This is a genomic window from Opitutia bacterium KCR 482 (genome assembly GCA_029269845.2).
Taxonomy (GTDB): Bacteria; Verrucomicrobiota; Verrucomicrobiia; order Opitutales; family Intestinicryptomonadaceae; genus Merdousia.
Map to the genome: position 1 here is coordinate 254,329 of CP149973.1, position 19,024 is coordinate 273,352.

General features: G+C 55.3%; 13 protein-coding genes. 10 read left to right on the forward strand and 3 right to left on the reverse strand.

Translation table 11 applies throughout. The annotated features are described in order from the left end of the window. Nucleotides 1-77: 77 nt before the first annotated feature. The 3 genes from P3B99_001055 to P3B99_001065 form a co-directional block, all read right to left on the reverse strand. Complete coding sequence (locus tag P3B99_001055; protein ID WYJ07717.1) at nucleotides 78-1,112, reverse strand: LacI family DNA-binding transcriptional regulator; 1,035 nt, start codon at nucleotides 1,110-1,112, stop codon at nucleotides 78-80. Between the two features lie 294 nt (nucleotides 1,113-1,406). Further along, nucleotides 1,407-2,351, reverse strand: coding sequence for a DMT family transporter (locus P3B99_001060; protein WYJ07718.1), 945 nt, complete (start codon nucleotides 2,349-2,351; stop codon nucleotides 1,407-1,409). A gap of 135 nt (nucleotides 2,352-2,486) precedes the next feature. After that, the gene (locus tag P3B99_001065; GenBank protein WYJ07719.1) at nucleotides 2,487-2,942 is read right to left on the reverse strand and encodes a low molecular weight protein-tyrosine-phosphatase; all 456 of its coding nucleotides are present in this window, start codon (nucleotides 2,940-2,942) and stop codon (nucleotides 2,487-2,489) included. Nucleotides 2,943-3,113: 171 nt separating this feature from the next. Here P3B99_001065 and P3B99_001070 point away from each other — a divergent pair, with 171 nt between their 5' ends. The 10 genes from P3B99_001070 to P3B99_001115 all read left to right on the forward strand — a co-directional run bounded on the left by P3B99_001070 (nucleotide 3,114) and on the right by P3B99_001115 (nucleotide 18,986). Further along, a complete protein-coding gene (locus tag P3B99_001070) occupies nucleotides 3,114-4,703 on the forward strand; it encodes a glycoside hydrolase (GenBank protein WYJ07720.1) in 1,590 nt (529 codons plus the stop codon). A 114-nt stretch (nucleotides 4,704-4,817) separates the two neighbouring features. After that, nucleotides 4,818-7,025 carry a beta-galactosidase gene (locus P3B99_001075; GenBank protein WYJ07721.1) on the forward strand — a complete coding sequence of 736 codons (2,208 nt, stop codon included), beginning with the start codon at nucleotides 4,818-4,820 and terminating at the stop codon, nucleotides 7,023-7,025. 276 nt (nucleotides 7,026-7,301) lie between these two features. Then, on the forward strand, nucleotides 7,302-7,616 hold the full coding sequence (locus tag P3B99_001080; GenBank protein ID WYJ08434.1) for a GNAT family N-acetyltransferase: 315 nt from the start codon (nucleotides 7,302-7,304) through the stop codon (nucleotides 7,614-7,616). Between the two features lie 251 nt (nucleotides 7,617-7,867). Further along, the gene (gene sucC / locus P3B99_001085) at nucleotides 7,868-9,061 is read left to right on the forward strand and encodes an ADP-forming succinate--CoA ligase subunit beta (protein WYJ07722.1); all 1,194 of its coding nucleotides are present in this window, start codon (nucleotides 7,868-7,870) and stop codon (nucleotides 9,059-9,061) included. 19 nt (nucleotides 9,062-9,080) lie between these two features. After that, entirely contained in the window at nucleotides 9,081-9,965 is an 885-nt protein-coding gene (gene sucD / locus P3B99_001090; GenBank protein WYJ07723.1) for a succinate--CoA ligase subunit alpha, read from the forward strand. Nucleotides 9,966-10,321: 356 nt separating this feature from the next. Next, the gene (locus P3B99_001095; protein ID WYJ07724.1) at nucleotides 10,322-11,683 is read left to right on the forward strand and encodes a mechanosensitive ion channel family protein; all 1,362 of its coding nucleotides are present in this window, start codon (nucleotides 10,322-10,324) and stop codon (nucleotides 11,681-11,683) included. Between the two features lie 173 nt (nucleotides 11,684-11,856). Continuing rightward, nucleotides 11,857-16,011, forward strand: coding sequence for a hypothetical protein (locus tag P3B99_001100; protein ID WYJ07725.1), 4,155 nt, complete (start codon nucleotides 11,857-11,859; stop codon nucleotides 16,009-16,011). A 140-nt stretch (nucleotides 16,012-16,151) separates the two neighbouring features. Further along, nucleotides 16,152-17,288 carry an ABC transporter ATP-binding protein gene (locus P3B99_001105; protein ID WYJ07726.1) on the forward strand — a complete coding sequence of 379 codons (1,137 nt, stop codon included), beginning with the start codon at nucleotides 16,152-16,154 and terminating at the stop codon, nucleotides 17,286-17,288. Nucleotides 17,289-17,298: 10 nt separating this feature from the next. Continuing rightward, a complete protein-coding gene (locus P3B99_001110) occupies nucleotides 17,299-18,216 on the forward strand; it encodes an ABC transporter permease (protein WYJ07727.1) in 918 nt (305 codons plus the stop codon). After that, nucleotides 18,213-18,986 carry an ABC transporter permease gene (locus P3B99_001115; protein ID WYJ07728.1) on the forward strand — a complete coding sequence of 258 codons (774 nt, stop codon included), beginning with the start codon at nucleotides 18,213-18,215 and terminating at the stop codon, nucleotides 18,984-18,986. Before P3B99_001110 ends, P3B99_001115 begins: the two co-directional genes overlap by 4 nt. Nucleotides 18,987-19,024 lie beyond the last annotated feature (38 nt).

The following is a 19,024-nucleotide window of genomic DNA, read 5'->3' on the forward strand; positions in this document are numbered from 1 at the left end:
TTCAATAGCGTTGATTGCCAAATTTGGAAAACTGTTTACCTCGCGTAAAATCGGGCTTTCGCGGGCGGTTTCGGGCGTCAGTCTCCGACGGGGTTGTTCCATTTGGGAAGCACGATTGTCGCCGTCCGCACGTCGGCGTCTTTCAGATAGACCGGCGCGTTGAGGGCGGTGAAAAGCTTGCGAACCGCTATGCGCCCGACCATTTCGTAGTTCTGGTCTATCCCCACCCAGTCGTTCTTGCCGCATTTGCGTTCGAGGTGTATCACGGGCAAATCCTGCGGAACGGCGGTGGCGCGTTCGGAAAACCATTCGCTTGTGGAGTTCGAAATCGAGAAAATCACGTCGGGCTTGCGCTCGGAAAGCCAGTCGTAGAGAATTTGCGGGTTCTTTTCGGCTGCGGCGATGTCCAAAAACGGCGGAATCCTGTCCTCTTCGGGAAGCTCCAGCTGGGCGCGGAGAAAGCCGCCGACAAAACGGCCCTCGACAAGCTCGTCGATGTGCTCGGCAAGAATCAGCGCGGGACGTCGGTAGCCAAGCTCTATAATTCTCTGCGTGGCGTAGTGGGCGATGAGGAATTTGTCGGCGGAAATGAAGTCGAGAATGGGATTGAAGGTTTTAAGCCCCGCGGAGACGAATTTGAAATTCTGCCAAATGGGCGCAAATTTGTCGGGCAAGATGTTGTCGTCGACGTGCCCTATGATGATTCCGCCGCGGATTCCGCGCGACTCCAAAATGCGCTGGAGCTTCGTGGGGTTGAGGCGTTTGTCGTGCAGCCAGATTTCGTAGACGGCGTAGCCGAGCTCTTTTGCCTCGTCGCGTATGCCCGCAATGTATTTCGAAAAAATCGGATACTTGTGCGGCGCGTCCTGCGATTTGTTCGCGTTGATGAGGACAATCGTTTCCAGAAAGCGGTTTTCCTTCGAGCCTTTCAGCCCCGCCATGACGCTCGAAACGAGGGCGTTCCTGCGGTAGCCGAGCGTTTGCGCCGCCTTGCGGACTTTGGCTTTCGTCTTTTCGGAAATTTTTTTCGAATCGTTCAGCGCGAGCGAAACCGACCCTTTCGAAATGCCGAGTTCCTCCGCGATGTCCTGCATGCTGACGGTTTTTTTCATGATTAGCTCCGAACTTGGCGCAACTTTACGGCTCTTGTTTTGCCGTTTGCCGCGCTTTCTGGGGTCAATTAAATTGCGGAACGCAAAAGAATCAAATTAAAAATCCCTAAAAATAGGTAAACAGTTTACCTCTTCTGTTTTTCGGGCATTGCGGGGGTATGAACCCCACCCCGCTGACGGAAAAAACGAGGAACGCTCCTACGCGCCCCGCGATAAAAAAACCGTTAGTTTTCAGAATCTTCCCCGCCGGCGCGGAGGCAAGCGCAACAATGCGGTTGCGGATTCGGCAAACGCCTATTTTCCGCCCTGCCGCTCGACTTCCTCGGCAATTTTCAGCTGTTCGGGCGTGCGCGGAGAAGTCGTTACAATGTAGACGCCCGCGAAGACGAGGAACGACGCAAACAGCTTGCTCCACGAAAACGCGTCCTGCCCCACGAAAACCGCTATCGCCGACGACACCACTGGCTGCACGTAAATGTACATCGCAACCGTCGCGGGGCGAATGCGCTTGATGCCCATGTTTTGGAAAAGATAGGCAAGGAAGGTCGCCCCGCCTACGACGTACGCCAAGCCCGCGATTTCGCAGACGCCCAGCGTCGCCTTAATCGAATCCTCCGACGCAAACGCCTTCGGCATGAGCGGCACGAACATGAGCGTCGAAAAAAGGAACATCCACTTCATGATTGTAATAGGCGAATATTTGAGCGTCAGCGGCTTTGCCGTTACGAAGTAGATTGCCGCGCACACCGTCGCCAGAAACACGAGCCCGTCGCCGGACGCCGAACCCGAACCCAGTCCGCCGCCGGACGCCGAAAGCAAAAGCCAAACCGCGCCCGCCGCGCCCACTCCCGCGCCGAAGAGCTTGCGCTTTGTGACGGGGTCGCCGACGAGAATCGCGGCAACCGCCATCGCCGAAAACGGGGTCGCAGTGAGGATTACCGAAGCGTCCACGGGGGACGTCATTCCGAGCGCGAAAATGAACACGCCCTGATTGAAGACAATTCCCATGAGCGCGAAGAAGAAAAACCACAGCAAGTCTTTCGGCTCGACTTTTCTGTCTTTTATAAACAGCGACGCCGTCCAAAACAGAACGGTCGCGCCGATGAATCTGCAAGTGGTTACAAACAGCGGCGACATAAAGCCGTGCATGAGGTATTTCGATATCGGAATGAACACCCCGAACATCAGGTTTGTAGTCAGCACGCAGATGTGCCCTTTTGCTCTCTCGGAAATTGCCATGTTTGGAAATAAAAAATCGACGCACCGATTCCGATACGTCGGACACAAGCCAACGCCCTGTTCGGACGTTTCGCAAGACTATTTTTTCGGAAATCCCGCAAGGCGGCTTGCGTTTTTTGCCCGCGCCGCGCGGCGTCAGAGCGAGGCAAGCAGACTCCTGCACGCCGCGGACACGTCGCGCCAAGTTTCCTCGAAATCTCCCGAATACCACGGGTCGGCAACTTCCGCATGCGGTTTGCCGGCGTACTCCATGAGCATTTTGATTTTTCCTTTCGGGTCGCTTCCGACAATGCGCATGATGTTGCGCATGTTCGAATTGTCCATGACGAGAATGAGGTCGAACCTGTCGTAGTCTGCGCGGGACATTTTCCGCGCGGTTTTGCCCTTGCACGAAATTCCGCGCTTTGCGAGAAGCTCGCGCGCGGGCGGATAGACGGGGTTTCCAAGCTCCTCCGAGCTTACCGCCGCCGACTCCACAAGAAATTCGTCAGCCCTGCCCGCCTTTGCGGCCAGGTCTTTCATGGCGAACTCCGCCATCGGGCTTCTGCAAATGTTGCCGTGGCAGACAAAGAGTATCGATTTTTTCTCCATTACGCGACATTGAATGCAATCGCCCCGACAAATCAAGCCTTTCCAGATTCCCCCGTTTTTACTAATTGACACGGGCTTCCGTTTCCGTTTTTAATTCAAGACGTTTGCATGCCGCAATATTTGCGGCGCACAGACACCATACAACACGCAACAAAAGAAAAGGAAATCAATATGATGAAGGGAAAAACAATACTCGCCGTTTCGGCGGCAACGCTTGCGTCGGTGCTGTACGCAGAAAATTTGGACGTTAAAATAGACACTTCCAAAACATACCAGACAATCGACAACTTCGCCGCCGCGGACGCATGGTGCGGAAACCTTGTCGGACGCTATTTCGACGACGCGCAAAAAGGGCAAATCGCAAAATGGCTGTTCTCGCAGAAGCTCGGCGCGGACGGAAATCCCGAAGGCATCGGGCTTTCGCTTTGGAGGGTGAACCTCGGCGGCGGCACGGCGGAACAGGACGGCGCGGACATCTCGCGCTTCCACTACCGCGAAGAGGCGTTCCTCACAAAAGACGGCAGAAACTACGACTGGGGCAAATGCGCAGGCCAGCAGTATTTCATGAAAAAGGCAAAGGAATACGGGTGCGATAAATTCCTGCTGTTTTCAAACACCCCGCCCGTTCACTGGACGCGCAACGGCAAGGGCTACGGACAACCCGGAGACCCCAAGGCAAACATCAAACCCGACTGCTACGGAAAATTCGCAGACTACATGGCGGACGTCGCAAAACATTTCCAGGACGGCGGCTACAACATAGCCTACATCAGCCCCATCAACGAGCCGCAAGTCAACTGGGACAGCAACCGTCAGGAAGGCTCTACGTGGGAATGCTCGCAAATGAAAAAAGTCTTCGTCGAGCTTGACCGCGCAATCACCCAAAAGGGCGTCAAGACGAAAATCCTCATCGGCGAAACCGCCGCCCCCGCCTACAACTACGCCGAAAGCAGGGCGGGCATGCCCGCGCACTTCAAGAAATCCGCGCCCGAAGAACGCCCGAATTTCATAATCAAAAAATTCTTCGACCCCAAGAGCAAGTTCTATGTGGGCGACCTCAAAAACATGCCGAAATTCCTCGCGGGGCACAGCTACCACTCGCACAACAAAAACGCCGACATGCGCAAGACAAACAGGCTGCTCCGTGCGGAGGCCGAAAAATACGGAATCGGCTTCCAGCAGTCGGAATGGTGCATGCTCGGCTACTTCACGCCGAAAACCCACGAGGGCCTCACGCCCGACTGGTACAGCGACAACAAAGTGGACGACCAAGTCGCGCTCGTGATGGGCAGGGTCATCTGCTCCGACTTCATCGACTCCAACGCCCTCGCGTGGGGCTACTGGAAAGGCATGGAGCTTAAAGGCGATAACGCCCTCGTAGGCGTCTATCCCTTCGACGGAATCTTCGAAAAAGGCGGCGTTGCGCGCGCAAACAAGCTCCTCTGGGCTTTGGGCAATTTCAGCTTCTTCGTGCGCCCCGAATTTAAGAGAATCGAAATGTCGGGCGCGGACAACCTCGACAAGACGGTAGGCGTCGCGTTCGTTTCGCCAGACGGAAAGCGGATAGTGGCGGTGTTCGTCAACTCCTCTTTCGAATGCGACGACGCCGCACTCTCGCTGCCCGCAGGCTTCAAAAACGCCCGCGCGGGCGCGTTCCGCACCGACAGAAACTCGGACTTGACAAACCTGAGAATAGACGAGTCCGCACGGAAAATCAAGCTCGCGCCGCGCTCGATTACGACCGTCGTTTTCGACAGGTAAAAATGCGCATTCCAAACGCGCCGAACGGCGGGAGGCGGGACAGCCCCCCGCCCTTTTTGTCTTGACGCCCGCGGGCGTTTCAAAAAAATCCGAATCCGCATCTTGTACCCGCTTATGAATAAAACAGTATTTGCATTCGCAGCCGCAGTCGGAGCGTTCGCGCTCTCGTGCCGCGCAGCCAATTTAACGGAAATCGCCAACGCCGACTTTGAAAGCGGCGACGAAGCCGCCGTGCTTGCCGCGGGCATCGCGCCGTCGCCGAACGTGAAAATAGTCGGCGGTTCGGACGCAATCGACGGCAAGTATTCCGTAATGGTCTCCGCCCCCGAAAAATCCCACCACCTGGCGATTAAATTCCCCGTGAAAAACGGCGCGGTCTACCTCTACGAGCTGAGATACAAGGTCAGGAAAACCGGCAAATACTCGCCGTTTTCGGTGCGGCTTTGCAACCCGAACGGAACGTCAGTAAAATACTCGGGCGAAGCGCGAGGAGTGAAAATCAAAAACGTCAAGCTCACCGCAAAGGAGGGCTTCAAAGTTCCGTCCGACGGCAAAAGCTACTATTTCAGGCTCAACGTGCCCTGCGGTTCGGAGGTCGTTTTCGACAACATCAAAATCTACGAAATAATCCCCGACGAAACGAACTCATACCTCTTCGTCGAAAACCACGACAAATACGACATCTTTTTCGACAAGACTTTCCCGGGAATGTACTACTCGCCTACGGCGTTCTCGTTCCTCGACCCGCACAGCCCGATTCTCGACATGCCGAAGGAAAAATTCTTCCCGTTCATCGACAAGTGGGGACAGTACAAATACGCCGACTGGCCGAACAAAATAAAGTCGGACGAAGACCTTGCGAAAGCCCACGACGAAGAGGTTGCGCGGTACAAAAAGTTCGGGAAAATTCCGAACCGCGACAAGTACGGCGCGCTCGAAAACTCGTGCGGAGACTTCAAGCCCACGGGGCGTTTCTGCATCGATAAAGTCGGCGGCAAGTGGATTCTCCGCGCCCCCAACGGCAACCTATTCTGGGCGTTCGGGCTGAACTCGGTCGGCAACTTCGCATCGACCGTCGTAGACGGCAGGGAGCACTTCTTCGAAGACATCGACCCGAACAACTGCCCAGCAAAAGACATAAAACTCCTCCGCAAAACGACGCGCCCGATTCTCCACTATCCGCCCGAAGAACGCCCGAACGTCTTTATCCATTCGATACGCACTTACGCATGGAAATACGGGCTGAAATCGCGCAACGAAATCTTGGCGAAAATCAAGGAAATTTCCGACTGGCGCATGAAAAACTGGGGCGTATCGACCTACGGCTGCTGGGCGTTCCCGACCATTCTGGACAACCCTACACACCCCTACATTCTCAATACCGACGCCCCCAAGCTTACCTGCGCGTCGCAGAAAATCTGCATTCAGCCCGACCCAGAACAGCGCAAGCTTTTCAGAATGGTTCCCGACGTGTGCGACCCGCGTTTCAGAAAAATCGTTGCGGGGGGAGTGGCACGGCTCGCGAAAAAGCTAGACAACGAATTTTGCGTCGGGATTTTCATCGACAACGAAATCACCTGGGAAACAAAGGAGGGATACACGACGGAGGCAATCCTCACAAGCCCCGCGACGCAGGCGGCGAAAATCTCGTTCCGCGAATTCCTCAAAAAACGCTACCCCGAAATCGCCGAGCTTAACGCCGCATGGAACGCAAAATACGCCGACTGGGACGCATTCCTTTCCGAGCGCAAATTCATTCCCGCGACCGAAAAAGGCAAAAAGGACATCGACGACTTCGACGCCGTCTTCCACGAAAAATACTACAAAATTTGCAGGGAGGAATTGAAAAAAGTATCCCCCGACACGCTCTACCTCGGCTCGCGCTTCGCATGGCGCAACAAACACGCGCTCAGAGCCGCCGAAAAATACTGCGATGTCGTAAGCTTTAACCTCTACCGCGACACCGTAGAGAACTTCGACGAAATCAAGGACAAGCCGATAATCGTGGGCGAGTTCAGCTTCTCGCGCTCCGACTATGGGCACTTCTGGAAAGGACCGCGTCAGGTTGCCAACGGCAAAGACCAAGCCGCCATGTTCGACCACTACATGCGCGGCGCGCTCAAACACCCCAACTTCGTCGGCGCGTGCTGGTTCACCTACGGCGACCAACCCACCGCCGCCCGTCCCGACGGCGAAAACGCAGCTTTCGGAGTGGTCGATATTTGCGACACCCCGCACTACGACCTCGTAAGGGCGTTCCGCAAAATTTCCAAAAAAATGTTCGACATCAGGTTCGGCGACACGGCAAACGCGGGCAAATAGCCCGCTCCCTGCCTCTGAAACAAAGCGCGAACATTTCGTCAGCCCCGCAAAACGCCGCGCTTTCCTGCGGCGTTTTTTGTTTTCCGCAAAGAAAAATCTTGCAACGCAAGAAAAGACTACCATTTTAGTATTCATATGAATCAAAAAATTGAAATAGTCGATTACCGCCCCGAATATAAAGACGATTTCGTAAGACTCAACTAAGACTGGATTTCCGAATATTTCAAAATCGAGGAAGCCGACATAAAAACTTTCGACGACCCCGAAGCATATATAATCGGGAACGGCGGATTCATATTCTGCGCCCTGCTCGACGGAAAAGTCGCCGGAGTCTGCGCGCTGATGAAAATGGAAAACAACCCCGTCTACGGCTACGAACTCGCAAAACTCGCCGTCGATAAAAGCGCGCGCGGGCTGGGGCTTGGCGAAAAACTCTGCCGCGCGGCAATAGCAAAAGCGAAGTCGCTTGGCAAAAAGCAGATATACATTGAAAGCAACACCCGCCTGAAACCCGCAATCACCCTTTATAAGAAACTCGGATTCCGCGAAATAAAAGACGGCAAACCTATTTTCGAGCGCGTCGATATTTAGCTGGCGTTGTAAAAGCGCAAAAACGCGCTACAAGCCGACAATTCCCAAATGTCAATCGATTGAGGTGTTGTAAAATTTTTTAAAATCGGCAAAAAAAACTTGCATATCGCCCCGCAGAGGCTATCTCTTGAAACAATAAGGTAGCAGAAAAGGCAATTCGGACAAACGCTTTTCGTCCTCTTTTGTTATTTATTCGATTATTTCCCCGAATCACACAAAATTCACAACTATTTAATAGTTAAAAAAATAAAATGAATATTCACGAATATCAAGCAAAGGCATTGTTCAAGGAATTCGGTGTTCCGATTCAGGACGGTGTTGCAGTAAAATCCGCCGACGAATTCGAATCGGCAATCGCGTCTCTCCCCGGCGACCACATCGTCGTAAAGAGCCAAATCCACGCGGGCGGACGCGGCAAGGGCGTCTTCGCGGACGGCTTTCAGGGCGGCGTAAAATACGTTGCGAAGTCGGAAGCTGCGGACATCGCAAAGAAGATGCTCGGCAACACGCTCATCACAAAACAGACCGGCCCGCAGGGCAGAACGGTCGGCACGCTTTTCTTCGCGGAAGCCGTCGACATCGACAAGGAGTACTACCTCTCGATTCTCGTCGACAGAGCTTCGAGCAAAATCGCAATCGTGGCGTCGGTCGCGGGCGGCATGGACATCGAAAAAGTCGCGGAGGAAACTCCCGAACAAATCATGACAATGCTCGTAGACCCCGACATCGGTCTGCAACCCTTCCAAGTGCGCAAACTCGGCTATTTCTTCGGCTTCGGCGCAAAGGAAATGATGAAACAGTGGTCGGCGGTAATCAAGGGGCTCTACAAGCTCTTCTGGACGAAAGACTGCTCGATGGTCGAAGTCAACCCGCTGGTTCTCACAAAGGACGGCAGAATCGTTTGCCTCGACGCGAAAGTCGCTTTCGACGACAACGGACTTTTCCGCCACCCCGAAGTTCAGGCTCTCCGCGACCCCCACGAAGAAGACCCCAAGGAAATCGAAGCCGGCAAGTACGGCCTCAACTACATCGCGCTCGACGGCAACATCGCGTGCATGGTTAACGGCGCGGGCTTGGCAATGTCCACGATGGACATCATCAAATTCTTCGGCGGCAACCCCGCGAACTTCCTCGACGTTGGCGGCGGCGCGAACGAAGAGGCTATCACGCAGGCGTTCAACATTCTCCTCAAAGACAAAAACGTCAAGGGCATACTCGTGAACATCTTCGGCGGAATCATGAAGTGCGACGTAATCGCCGCGGGCGTAATCGCGGCGGTAAAGAACGTCGGGCTGAAACTCCCGCTGGTCGTAAGACTCGAAGGCACGAATGTCGAAACGGGCCGCAAGATGCTCGCCGAAAGCGGCATCAAGCTCACCACGGCTGATTCGCTCGCGGACGCGGCGGAAAAGATTGTAAAAATCGTCGCAGCCGAAAACAAATAACCCCTAAATTTATACAACAATGAGCGTACTCGTAAACAAAGATACAAGAGTAGTCGTCAGCGGTATTACCGGCAACACGGGCGCATTCCACACCCGCCAGTGCATGGAATACGGCACAAACATCGTTGCGGGCGTGACCCCCGGAAAAGGCGGCCAGCTCTTCGACGAAAAGGTTCCCGTTTTCAACACAATCGCGGAATCGGTAAGCAAGGAAGGCGCAAACGCATGCGTTATCTACGTTCCGCCGCCGTTCGCAGCCGACGCAATTATCGAGGCTATCGACTCGAAAATCCCGCTTATCATCTGCATTACGGAAGGCATTCCGGTTAAGGACATGGCGGTTGTAAAGTCGCGCCTGATGCAGAAAGACTGCGTTTCGCGCCTCATCGGCCCGAACTGCCCCGGCATCATCACCCCCGGAGAATGCAAAATCGGCATCATGCCCGGCTACATTCATAAACCCGGCACTGTCGGCGTAGTAAGCCGTTCGGGAACTCTCACATACGAAGCCGTTTGGCAGCTCACATGCCTCGGATACGGTCAGAGCACCGTTATCGGCATCGGCGGCGACCCCATCAACGGAACGAGCCACCTCGACGCAGTAAAGATGTTCAACGACGACCCGCAGACGGAAGCAATCGTCATGATTGGCGAAATCGGCGGCAACGGCGAACAAATCGCGGCGGAATGGCTGAAAGAAAACTGCAAAAAGCCCACGGCTGCGTTCATCGCGGGACGCACGGCACCCAAAGGCCGCAGAATGGGGCACGCAGGCGCAATCGTTTCGGGCAAGTCTGGCGGCGCGGAAGACAAAATCAACGCGCTGAAAGCTGCGGGCATCGCGGTTGCGGACACCCCGTCGGTCATCGGCGAAACGCTCCTCAAACACTGGGGCAAAATGTAGCATACCCAAAGCGCGGCGGAACTCCGCCACGCGCTTTTGCAAAAAAACGGCATTCACGCGAATGCCGTTTTTTTTGCGCATGCGCGCCGCGCAGCTTAGCCTCTTGCAAAGAAGCCAAAAAACGACAAAATACAGCAGTCCCGCCCCGCGATACCGCAACCAGACCCAACTGCCGCGCGCCCCGATCCGCGGCGCGCGCCGAATGTGGATTCGTCCGCCCTCTACGGAAAAAACTACGCCGCCCTATTCCGCAAAATTCCTTTCAAGTTCCGACAAAGCGGCGAATATACTTGAAAAATTTTTCGGGCGCGGACTTAATTTCGATATATAAATTTACGGTTTACAAAATGGATTTCATGAAAAGATTTTTCGCATTGCTGACGTTCACCGCAGCCGCGCTCGCGTGCGCGGCGCAACAGGGCGCGACCGCCCAAGCCGCCCAAACCAACGCCGCGCCGCAGGCGGCGCAAGCGGCGGCTCCGCAACCGCAGGCCGCGGCGAAACCCGCGCAAACCGCCCAAGAGACGCCGAGCGAGCAGCTGCTCGAAAAGCTGAAATCGGACAGCATGACCGATTCGAAAAACCTGCACATGTTCATGCGCGGCATCGTAAAATTTACCCGCAACAACATCTCGGAAAAGGCGGCGGACTTCCTCTTGACCAAAGTTTGCGGAATAAGGGTTGTGTCTGTCGTCGCGATTTCCGCTACAATAGCGTTTGCGTGGATTTTACAGCACTACATAATAGCTTTTGCGTTCAGCCTGTTCCTGCGAGAGAAAAACGGCAGGACGGTTCGCGACAGCAGGCGGATTCTTGCGCGTCTGCGCTCGCCCGTATCGTGGTTCGTGATTTTGGTCGCGGGCGATTCCGCCGTTTTGCTTTTGACGAAAAACCCCGACGTGGCGTTCCTCACCCGCAGGGTTTCGACGGTGCTTTTCTTCTTCCTGCTAAGCTGGGCGTTGAAGATTTTTAGCGACGCCGTGTTCAAAATGCTCGAAGAAAACATGGCAAAAAAATACGTTGCCGCGAAAAACCTGCTGACGCTCGGCAACCAAATCACGAAATACACAATCTACACGATTTCGTTCCTCGTGATTCTCGACACGCTGGGGGCAAACATCACGGCGGTGGTCGCGTCTCTGGGTATCGGCGGCGCGGCGTTGGCGTTCGCCTCGAAAGACACAATCGCAAACTTCTTCGGCTCGGTCTCGCTGATTGTGGACAGACCCTTCATTGTGGGCGACTGGATTACCGCCGCGGGCGTCGAGGGCGTTGTGGAGTTCATCGGCTTCCGTTCCACGCGAATCAGGACATTCCCGCGTACGGTGGTTTCCATTCCGAACTCGGTTTTGGCGAACGCGACGGTCGAAAACTGGTCGAAGCGCAACAAACGCCGCTACTCGGCGACGCTCGGAATGACGTACTCGGCGACGCCCGAACAGATGGAGGCGATTGTGGAGGACATCAAAACGATTCTGCGCAATAATTCGCGCGTGGACCAGTCGGACATTCGCGTTAGCTTCTCGGGCTTCGGGGATTCGTCGCTCGACATATCCGTGCTCTACTACCTTTTCGACATTTCGCCGATTCCGTTTGCGGAGGACGTGCAGAAAATCAATCTGGACATCATGCGGGCGGTGCAAAAGCGCGGGCTGTCTTTCGCGTTCCCGTCGAGGTCGATTTACGTCGAATCCGTCCCGCCGAGCTTCGGCAAATAAGCGGGTCGCACTTCCCGCCGAACGGCAAATCACGAACGCGGACAAAACGTCCGCGTTTTTTGTCGGCGCGGCTGGCTAGTAAACAGTTAACTAAAAAAGCTTCAAAAAACGCTTCCGTCCGAGCCGAAAGTTTAGGACAATGGGTTTTCGCAAAACAAGACAATTATACTGTGATGGACAAACTGAAAAAAATACTTGCAACCGCAATTCTGTGCGCAATGCCGGCGGCATTCGCCCAGCAAAAATACGAACTTACGCCCGCCGATTCGCCCGTAGAAAGGCTGACGTCGAAACGTTCGCAAATGGTGCTCAACGGCGTGTGGGAATGCGCCCCGATGGCGGTTCGCGGCGAGCCTATGCCGGCGGACGGCGAATGGGGCAAAATGCTCGTCCCCGGCTTCTACTTCGCGGACATCGAAAAGAAGCCCACGCTTCCGTGCATTGCCGAAAGGGGAAAAACGCAACGCTGGAAGGCGGACAACAAATACGAACGCTGCTGGATAAGGCGCGACGTGAAAATCCCCGAAAACTGGCGCGGGGAAATTGTGCTGAAAGTAGAGCACGTCATGACCGTCGCGCGGGTTTTCGTAAACGGCAAAGACGCGGGAATAGTCTCCTACATGGACGACAGCCTCGACATCTCGAAATTCGCGAAAGCGGGCGAAACGGTTTCAATCGCGCTTTTGGTAGGCGCACACAGCAAGCCCTCCGACATCTACTACAACAAGCCCGCCTCCAAAAAGGAAAAGCCCGACCCCTACGGCGGCATCAACGGCGACGTCTTCCTGATTTCGCGCCCCGCGGGCGTGCAGATTTCCGACGCATTCGTAAAGACGAGCGTCGAGCTTAAAAAAATCGACATCGACCTTAAATTCGAAAACCTCCGCCCCGCCGACTACGAAGTGTCGGTGAAAATTTCGGACGCCGACGGCAACGTCGCAAAGACATTCTCGCGCAAGGCGAAAATCGAAAGCCCCTTCACGACGGTGTCGGACACTTGGGAAAATCCGAAACTTTGGGACGTCAAAGAGCCGAATCTGTACTGGGCGGAAATCTCCGTAAAAAAGAACGGCAAGACGCTCGATACAATCAAACAGCGTTTCGGATTCAGGGAATTCAGGGTTGTCGGAAAATACTTTTTCCTCAACGGCAAAAAAGTGCGACTGATACCCCTGCACAATTTCTACGAAGACCAATCGGGCGGCGTAAGGGAGGCTATTTCGAACGTGCTCGACTCGATGGCGGAATGCAACTTCAACGCGCTCGAACTCTGGCCGTGGGTGCACTCGGCAAAGGCGAGGGAGTCGCGCAAGGTGTGGGCGGAAATCGCCGACGAAAAGGGCTTTCTTATTCTCTACCCCGCAAACGCGGGCAACGCAGACCTAAAATGGGACTGGGACGACATCGACGCCCGCGACAGATGGCTCGCGCGCTTCAAGCACGACTGGAACGAAATCAAAAACAATCCGTCGGTAATCGCGCTTATGACGATTTCGAACACCTTCAACAACCACGACAGCGCAAACCCGATGAAGCTCGGAAACTCGCTCCGCTACAAGCTTGTTGAAGACATGCTTCCGCAGTCGGCGCAGGGTAAAAGGCTTGTCGCCGCAATGAAAATGTACGACCAAACCCGCCCCGTTTCGGGACACCATTCCTGCGTTGCCGGCGACTTCGAATCCACAAACAACTACCTCGACTACACGCCCCTGCAAGAGCGCGAGGAATGGCTCAGCGAATGGGCGAAAAACGGCAATGTGCCCTACTGCGCAATCGAGTTCGGAACGCCGTTTTTCGGCAACTTCACGCGCGACAGGCGCGGCCCGTATTCGTCGTATGTGTCCGAACCGCTGCTTACCGAATTCGTCGTGCCCTACCTCGGCACGGCGGCGTACGCGGACGAATCGGACGCCTACCGCAAAATGGTCTCGGACGACTACGTCGAAAAGAGCAAGCAGTGGAAGCCGATGAACGAAACCGACGCAATCCGCTACGCAAAAACGATGTCGGACTTTCAGGCAATGTTCAACAAGAACACTTGGCGCTCGTGGAGGGCGTGGGGAATCCCCGGCGGAATGGTTCCGTGGCGCGACGCCTACGGCTGGCCGTCGGTAAACGGCAACGTCGATTTGCCGTTCAAGCACGGCGCGCTCGGCTGGCAGCCGAAGCAGGCGACCCGCAGGGGCTTCTACGGAATGTCGAAAAACGGGGCGACCCCCAACGCGTCGGGCAAGGCTCTCATCGAAAACCAAAAGCACGGCCTTGCGTGGATAGGCGGCAAGCCATTCACCGACAAAGCCCACCACTTCTACGGCGGCGACAAAATCGAAAAGAGCGCGGTCATAACAAACGACCTCCGCAAGGACGCCGAATACTCGCTTGAATGGACGGCGACGTTCGGCGGCAAAAAAATAGCATCTGGCAAGCTGGAGGGCGTCGCTCCCGTCGGCGAAACGGCGTTCGCGCAGTTCGCCTTCGGCGCGCCACAAACCGACGCAAAGGCAAAGGGCAAAATTACGCTGAACGGCAAGGTCGGCGGAATCGAAAACTCCGACGAATTAGAATTCACCGTCTACCCGCAGACAAAATTCCCCTCGGCAACCGTCAAGGTATTCGACCCCGACGGCAAGACCGCAAAATACCTCGAAAGCCTCGGCGTAAAAACCGTTCCGTGGGACGGCTCGTCCGACGGCGGACTCCTTGTGATAGGCGAAAACGCATTCGCCGAAAAGCCCGCGGGCAAAATACAGGCTTTCGTCAAGGACGGCGGAAGCGTGCTCGTGCTCTCGCAGCCGGAGGAAATTCTCGAAAAAAGCTGCGGACTGCGGCTCTCGCAATTCGTCTCGCGCAGAATGTTCGTAGTGCCGACGGTGAAAGACCACCCCGTTGTGGCGGGGCTCGACTCGGAGGACTTCCGCGACTGGCGCGGTGCGGGCACGTTCGCGCCCGAACGCAAAATGGTCGATACGCTCGGCGACCCAAGCCCGAAATACGGCTGGCACTGGGGCAACCGCGGCAGCGTGGCGTCGCAGTCATTCGAAAAGCCGCACAGGTCGGGCTGGCGTCCGCTCTTGGAAGGCGAATTCGACCTGTCGTTCTCGCCGCTTATGGAACGCGAAATCGGAAAGGGCGTGGCGGTCTTCTGCGGGCTCGACCTCATCGGGCGCACGCAGCGCGACCCCGTGGCGGACATCGTGCTTTCGCGCCTGATTTCCACGCTTTCCGACCGCAAACCCGCGCAGAAAGCCGAACGACCGACATTCTACATCGGCGGCAAACGCGGCGAACAATTCCTTTCGAGCCTCGGAATCAAATTCGAAAAGACCGACAAAATTCCGCAGTCGGGCTTGGTAATAGTCGGCGAAGACTCGAACGCCTCCGACGCCGAAATGCTCGCGGCAATGGAAAACGGCGCAAACTTCGTGCTCATCGAACGCGCAAACGCCGCCCCGCGCTTCGGAATAGCAAAGAAAGACGGCAGGGTTTCGAAAGTGCTCGACCTCCCCGACTGGCGCGAATTCCGCGGCGTGTCGCTAAGCGACGCCCACACGCGCGCAGACATTCCCGCAAAGATTTTCGACACAAAGGATTCGGCTTTCGGCGGAATCTGGGCGGTTTACAGGCACGGCAAGGGCGCGGCGTTCATGGCGTCGCTCCTGCCCGACGAATTCGACCTCGACAAACAGCCCTACCTCAAATACACGTCGTGGAGAATGTACCGCACGTTCTCGCAGCTGGCGGGCAACCTCGGCGCGAAGTTCGACTTCGACGGCACGCTGTTTGCCAAAAACGCAAACACGAACGACATTCCGCTCGACGGCGAAAAGAACGCGTGGAAATGCCTCCCCGCAAAATACGTCAAGGGCGACGCGTCTAAGGCGGACTTCGACGACTCAAAGTGGAAATCGCTCTTCCTGCCTTCAAACACCGACCAAATGGGAACGCCGCTTTACCCGCAAAAACGCCCCTACTGGGCGCGCAAGCAGGTATTCGTTCCAAAGAGCTGGAAGAACGACAAGCTTGCAATCAAGCTCGGTAAAATCGTGGGCTGCGACGAAATCTACTTCAACGGCGTAAAGCTCGGCGAATATACGGGCGACCCGTGGAAGGGCTGGCTGTTTGAACGCAGCTTCGAGCTGCCGTCGGACATCGTGAAATTCGGCGACTACAACACGGTTTCGATATTCGTAAAACAGCCCGTCTCGACGGGCAGAATATCGGGCGGCCCGCTTAAAATCACGCGCGGCGCAAGCGAAAACCAGTACATGCCCAACTACTCCGACGACCAGCACTACGGCGACAGCCCGTTTAGATTCCTCGGCTGGTAAAACGCGGAAAAAACTTCCGAGAGGACGCCCTCAACGGGCGTCCTTTTTTTTGCGCAAAACCGCCAAAAACCTCGCCCGAAAACGCCAAAAAGGAGCCAGCGCGAAAAAAGTTGAAAAAAAAGCTTTTCAAAAAGAAATATATGGTATTTCTTTCATGCTTTTCTCATCAGGAAATGGGCGAGTTTTTCGAATTTAAAAATATTGAAAAATACTACGGAGACACGCACGTCGTAAAAAACGTGAGCTTCGGCGTCCGTTGCGGCGAAGTGTTCTCCCTGCTTGGGCCGAGCGGCTGCGGTAAAACCACAATGCTCAGAATCGCGGGCGGCTTCGAAGACCCAGAAAGCGGCGAAGTTTATTTGGACTCCACCAATATTACAGACCTCGCGCCCAACAAGCGCAAAATCAACACGGTTTTCCAAAACTACGCCCTCTTCCCCCACATGAGCATTTGGGACAACATCGCGTTCGGCCCGCGCACGGCGGGGCTGCCGGAAAAGGAAGTCTCGAAAAAAGTCGAGAGAATGCTCGAAATCATCCGCCTCGAAGGGCACGGCGACCGCATGCCCAACACAATCAGCGGCGGGCAAAAACAGCGCGTGGCGATAGCGCGCGCGCTCATAAACAACCCCAAACTGCTTCTTCTCGACGAACCGCTCGCCGCGCTCGACCTCAAACTCCGCCAGTACATGCTGCTTGAGCTTGACCGTATCCACGACGAAGTGGGCACAACCTTTATATACGTCACGCACGACCAGGGCGAGGCAATGAGCCTTAGCGACAGAATCGCCGTCATGAACAACGGCGTGATAGAGCAAATTGGCACTCCCGCCGAAATCTACGAAAACCCGCGCACAAAGTTCGTGGCGTCGTTCATCGGCGACACAAACTTCTTCGACGGGAAAATCGTCGGGCAAATCGACGGCGAAAACTGCAAAATCGCGATGGAAGGCTTGGGCGAATTTCCGTCGTTCAACGAGCACAGGCTCCTCAACGGCGCGAACGTCACGGTCAGCATACGCCCCGAAAAATTCAGGATTTTCGGAAGCCGCGCCGAAGCCGAAAACCTCAACGCGGTAGAGGCGGAAGTAATCGACATCGTCTATCAGGGCGCGCAAACGCGCTACTGGGTTCGCGTGAACGACCACCGCATCAACGTGCTTTCGCAGCACAACCGCTGCTATCTCGACTACAAACAACCCACTTGGGGCGACAAAGTTTGGCTCGCGTGGCACCGCGACGACGTAACAACCATCCCCGCGGAAAATCCCCATTAGGTTATAGGAAATGAGCCACGGAATTTCGCATACGGGCGCGAGAAACGCCAACTCCAAACTATCGGAATACTTTCTGACCGCGCCGTCCCTCCTTTGGTTGTGCCTGTTTTTCGTAATTCCGTCGATTCTGGTGTTCGCGATTGCGTTCCGCACGGCGGACCCGTCGGGCGGCATAGATTCGGGCTGGACGCTTTCGACAATAGAAAACGTGCTCAAAAACACGTATCTGGGCGTGCTGTGGCGGACGGTCTGGGTAAGCTGCGCGGTGACGGCAATCTGCCTGTTTTTGGGCATTCCCGTCGGCTACTGGATTGCCCAGCAAAACCCGAAATACCGCTACTGGTTTTTGCTGGTGATAATTATCCCGCTGTGGACGAACTTCCTGATTAGAATCTTCGCGTGGCGCGTGCTGCTGCACCCCGACGGATTCCTGCGCCACACGCTGATTTGGCTCGGAATAATCCCCGAAGACTTTTTCCTGCTCAACAACGTGGGGGCTGTGATAATCGTTACGGTCTACACCTGCCTCCCGTTCGCGATTCTGCCGATTTACGCGGCGGCGGAAAAGTTCGACTTCTCCCTGCTCGAAGCCGCGCGGGACTTGGGCGCGTCGAGGTTCAAGGCGTTCAGGCAGATTTTCATTCCCGGAATCAAACGCGGAATTTTCACGGCGATTCTCGTGGTGCTAATTCCCGCGCTCGGCTCGTACGCGATTCCCGACCTCGTCGGCGGCGTAGACGGCGAAATGCTCGGCAACAAAATAGCAATCAAGGCGTCGGCATACCGCAACCTGCCCGAAGCGGCGGCGTTGGCGGCGTTCCTTTCAATCATCATAACGATACCCGTCTTACTGTTCCTTGTTAAACAGAAACGGCTTATAAAGAGCATTATCTCAACAAGACGCTCCGCGGGAGACTCCACAAAATGAGGACGCGCTACACATCGCTGCTCGTCACGCTGTTCGTGATGGCGTTCATGTATTTGCCGATTGTAATGCTCGTGGCGCAGTCGTTCAACGCGTCGCGCTACGGCGGCAAATGGCTGGGCTTCTCGCTGAAATGGTACGAGGCGTTGTTTCGGGACTCGGCGGTAATCAACGCAACGCTCAACACGCTTGTAATCGCCTGCATAGCGACGCTGTTTTCCACGGCAATCGGAACGTGCGCGGCGTGGGTGCTCAACAAATACAAAAACTCGCGCATGCAGACAATCCACTACGGGATAGTCTACGCGCCGCTGATTGTGCCCGACGTCCTGATGGGCATAAGCCTGTTGCTGATGTTCGTGAGCCTGAAAATCCAGCTCGGAATGTTCACGGTTATACTCGCGCACATAACGTTCTGCGTAAGCTTTGTTACGTTCACGGTGCTGGCAAGATTGCAGGATTTCGACTTCAACATTATCCAAGCTGCGCAGGACTTGGGCGCGGGGAATTTCAGAATATTCGTGAAAATCCTCATGCCCCTGCTCGGACCGGGGATTGCGGCGGGCGCAATGATGGCGTTCACGCTTTCGATGGACGACTTCGTTGTGACGTTTTTCGTCGGCGGCCCGGGAAGCACGACGCTTCCCGTCAAGGTGTACAGCATGATGAAACACGGCGCGCCCGCGATAATCAACGCGCTGTCGGTAGTGTTCATGGCGCTGACGTTCACGGTGGCGATACTCGGACAGTTCTTTACAAAAAAGAAATTTTAGGACAATTTTTCGACCCTTTTTTAACCCCTAAACAAAGA